At 55.6% G+C, this 4,231-nt stretch carries 4 protein-coding genes; 2 read left to right on the top strand and 2 right to left on the bottom strand.

The window, feature by feature from the left end; genetic code table 11:
• Positions 1–621 (top strand): SDR family oxidoreductase (locus VMW13_03730; GenBank protein ID HUV43923.1); only part of this gene is annotated, 621 nt, incomplete at its 5' end.
• A 156-nt stretch (positions 622–777) separates the two neighbouring features.
• Here VMW13_03730 and VMW13_03735 read toward each other — a convergent pair.
• Both VMW13_03735 and VMW13_03740 read right to left on the bottom strand, forming a co-directional pair.
• Positions 778–1,833, bottom strand: a complete 1,056-nt coding sequence (locus VMW13_03735) for an alcohol dehydrogenase catalytic domain-containing protein (protein HUV43924.1) — start codon at positions 1,831–1,833, stop codon at positions 778–780.
• A complete protein-coding gene (locus VMW13_03740) occupies positions 1,830–3,536 on the bottom strand; it encodes a thiamine pyrophosphate-binding protein (GenBank protein HUV43925.1) in 1,707 nt (568 codons plus the stop codon). Before VMW13_03740 ends, VMW13_03735 begins: the two co-directional genes overlap by 4 nt.
• 395 nt (positions 3,537–3,931) lie before the next feature.
• Here VMW13_03740 and VMW13_03745 point away from each other — a divergent pair, with 395 nt between their 5' ends.
• Positions 3,932–4,204 (top strand): UxaA family hydrolase, encoded by a 273-nt coding sequence (locus VMW13_03745; GenBank protein HUV43926.1) that lies wholly within the window; start codon positions 3,932–3,934, stop codon positions 4,202–4,204.
• Positions 4,205–4,231: the final 27 nt, after the last annotated feature.

Genomic DNA, 4,231 nt, shown 5'->3' on the forward strand with positions numbered 1-4,231 from the left:
CTGGGTCGCCGGTCTCTGGGAATCGAATGCGATGCCGCCAGCAAGAAGGAAGTAGATGCCATGTTCGAAAAGGCACTCAGTGAGTTCGGCCGTATCGATATCCTGGTGAACAATGCCGGAGGCTTGCAGGTCAGGCCGGAGACCAGCTTCGCTTCCTCGGTACCGGAGGAGGACTTAAGGCGCGAGGTAGACCGGAACCTGATGAGCTGTATATTCGGCTGCCAGGCCGCGGCAATACCGATGAAAGAGCAGCACAGCGGCCGGATAGTGAACGTGTCGTCACAGGCGGGGCTGAAGGGTTCTCCCAATGGTCACTATTCCTCGTACGGCATAGCGAAAGCGGCCATCATCAACTACACGCAGTACCTTGCCGGGGAGCTTGCCCCCCATGGTATTAATGTCAACTGCATTGCACCGGCCTTCATCGGGACCGGCCGGATGATGCAACGGAGCTTCAACACGAAACCGGGCCAGCTTGAAGCGATGGAAAAGTCTATCCCGCTGGGCAGGGTCGGTACTGCCGAGGACTGTGCCAAGGTGGTGGAGTTCCTGGTAACCGACCTTTCCGATTACGTGGTCGGACAGTGCATCCGCATTTGCGGCGGGGTGCTGCTGTTCTAGTATCTGGTTGCGTAAATCCGCGTAATATTCAGATTGCTTCGTTTCACTCGCAATGACATGTCAATGGCGTGTCACCCTGCGGAACATAATACCTGGTATTTCTACAACTGAGTACCAGTCTGAAGGCTAGCTTTATCGCCTTGTTGTTCCAGCCCTTCACGGCACGAGGATGACCTTGGTCGCCTCTCTGCGTACCGCCGCCTCGAAGCCCTCTCTTGCCTGTGTGAGCGGCAGCCGGTGGGTTATCATCGGCCCGGCACGGACTTTACCGGTGGTGAAGAGCGCAATCGCTCGCCGCCATATCTCGGCGTCATAGCCGTAGGCACCGATGACCGATTTGCTCTGGCGCACCAACTGGGTGGTCGGTATCTCGGCCGGTGCGGGATGAATCCCGATGAGTATCGCCTTCCCGCCGGGACGTATCATGTTGACCGCTTCGGTGACGCTCTTCGGGTTGCCCGAAGCCTCGAAGACGAGGTCCAGTCCGCCACGTAAACCTCCACCGCTCAGTTCCCTGGCTTTGCTAACCAGGTCCTCTTTGTCCACATTCACAATAACATCGGCACCGAGCTCACGGGCAATCTGCAGTCGCTTTTCATCGGCACTAGTACCGGCTACCATTACCAGTCCTGCCCCGGCCGCCTTCAACACCTGGAGGGTGAGCAGCCCGATAGGACCCGGCCCCAGCACTGCCGTCGTTTGACCAACCCTGATAGTGGACAGGTCCACGGCACGCAGGACCACACAGAGCGGCTCGGTGAGTGCCGCGGTCTCGGTGTCAAGGTCGTCGGGCAGTTTGAAGATGCTGGCACCGGCCGTAATGCGCAGGTACTCGGCAAAGGCACCATCGCTGGCCAGCCCGAGGCCTATCCGGTTGGCGCAGGCATCAGGCTTGCCTACCTGGCAGTGCAGACATCGACCACAGGGCATACCGGGCATCGCCGTGATGCGGTCGCCCACCGCCACCATGTCGACCTTCGCCCCCACCTGGACGACCTCTCCGGCAAACTCATGACCCAGTATCACCGGCAGGGGCATCCACTCGTAGTTAGGAGTCCACTCGTAGACATGAACATCGCTGCCACAGACACTTGCCGCGATAACCTTTACCAGGATGTCGGCATCGCCGACCTCAGGAATATCGACATCGAGCACCTCGATGCCCGGCTCTCTCTTCGTCTTGACTACCGCTTTCATCAGGCTACTTTTCACCGGTTAATTACCTTGGTGAAAGGTTCTTCAGGCTCAGTGATAGCATCTATCACTGTTGGCACCGACGACTGGAAAGCCTCTTTTAACGCTGGTTCCAGGTTATCGGGATTGTCCACCCTTATACCCTGACAACCAAATGCACGCGCTATCGCGGCAAAATCGGTATCAATAAACTCAGAAGCGACTGCCTTGCCTCCCATCATATACTTCTGCGCGTCACGGACGTTACCCAGTACGCTGTTATTCATCACCAGGAACACTACCGGCAGATTGTACTGGACGGCGGTGGAAAGAACGTGGGTTGTCATTCCGAAACCACCATCGCCGGATACGGACAGTACCGGCCGGTCCGGATGGAGCAGTTTGGCAGTGAGAGCCGCAGGAGGTCCCCAGCCCATGCCGGCAGCACCGCCAGGACAGAATAACGAACCTGCCACTTTACTCTTGAAGAAGTGGGCCATCCAGATTCGGTTGTTACCGGCATCAAACGTAACGATTGCCGAATTGTCCAATACGTTATCAATTGCCTTGACTATCCGCTGCGGCAGTAACGGAGAGGCGCTGGAATAAAGCTCCGGGGCTTCACAATAGGCTTCTTCCACCTTGGCTTTTGCCACGGCATCAAGACGGTCTTGAGGAGCGGCAAGTTCGCCACCGCTCCGGGTATTCAGTGCTTTCATGATTTGAGTAAGTACATTCCTGGCATCACCGGTGATGCCCATTTCTACAGGGTATGTCCAGCCGACGTTCCTCGGTTCAATATCTATCTGGATAATCCGCTGCTTTGAGGGGTCTATCATGCTGGGGTTCCCATTTCTTGTATCACTGGGGTCGAGTCGGCATCCAACAACCAGAAGAAGGTCGGCGGCGGCAATCAGGCTGTTGGCTACTTTCTGCCCAAAGTCCCCCATCATGCCGAGTGCGAGCGGATGGACTTCGGGGAAGGCACTTTTACCCCGGTAGCTGGTAGCAACCGGAATTCCGAGGGCTTCGGCAAGCTCCTTCAATTCTTCGTATGCCTTTGAGTTGTGAATACCGCTGCCGGCAATAATGACCGGACGCTGTGCTTCCAGTAAAATCTCAAGCAGCTTGTCGATATCTTCAGCCGGTGCCGCACTCCTGGACGCCGGCAGGTAGCCAGCCATATTATGAATCCTGTCGACCTTCTTCGGGTCCATTTCTCCGGTCAGGGCAGCGGCGCGCATAACTACACTGGCCGGTCCCGGCTTACCTGTCATAGCGTGTTTGATGGCAAGCTGGACACCGCTCGCTGCTTCTTCCGGACTGGTAGCGTAGCACGTGAATTTGCACATGGAACGCATTATGCCGGGAAGGTCATAAGAGCCATATTCACCGCTGCCCGACTGGTATGCGCCGAGCTGGGGTAAGTTGCGGTCCGAAGTATCGGTAAGAACAAGCATGGGTGAACCATACAGAAAGGCTTCAATGATACCGATACCTGCGTTCGAGGCGATCCAGGCCCCCTGCCCCATGACTACTCCGGGCTTTCCCGTCATCCGACCGTACATGTCTGCCATACATGCCGCCGCGTGCTCATGGCGTGTGAGGATAACTTTTATCTTATCCTGGCGCTTATCGAGTTCGTTAAAGATACCGAGGGTATGGCCACCTGGAATACCAAACACATGGTCAATCCCTGCTTCAATTAGTGCGTCGCAGATTTTCTCGCTGGCTTGTGTCAATTGAAATCCTCCTTTGAATATGGAATGATGACCTTCATTAGCCTTTGTTCATGGACTCTGAATGCCGGCTGGACCGTTGTGCCGGGGATATCGTAATCCCGCGGGAAACGGAGTACCGACAGCAGTTGGGGCCTGAACCCACAATAAACACTTTATACGGCTGGACGGCCTCTGTCAAGATTACGTGCCACAGGGCTGCTTCACCTTGCCACCTCCCTGCAGGCAGGAGAAGTTTTCTTCTTGTGTGGTAACCGGTATCGGCTGCACTGTAGTGCCACTAATGTACCGGACACTGCACAACAACCTTTTGACAGTGAATATTCAGGATGGTACGCTGGTAAACAGTGCCTGTTCGAGCCGGGTGCGACATCTTCGGAGTTCAGTGGAGAGGATTGATGAAAAGTAATGCGATAAGGGTCAACGCGAAAGACAACGTTGCCGTGGCCGTGCATGCAATCAGGAAGGGCAGCCCGGTGGTGGTCGATGGCCAGCACCTGCTAGATTCCGTCGAGGACATACCTCTCGGTCACAAAATTGCTTTGTCGCCATTCTCCAAAGGTGAGAATGTGATTCGCTACAGCGAACCGATAGTCGAGACCACACAGGATATACCGGCAGGTGGATGGGTACACGTCCACAACACGCAGCCAATACTGAGCGACGCCTAGCAGAATGATGAAAAATTCTTTCGACCA

Source organism: Dehalococcoidales bacterium (assembly GCA_035529395.1).
Classification (GTDB): domain Bacteria; phylum Chloroflexota; class Dehalococcoidia; order Dehalococcoidales; family Fen-1064; genus DUES01.

Coding starts and splice junctions, on each gene's coding strand:
- VMW13_03745 (HUV43926.1), top strand. CDS start 3,932: ATGAAAAGTAATGCGATAAGGGTCAACGCGAAAGACAACGTTGCCGTG.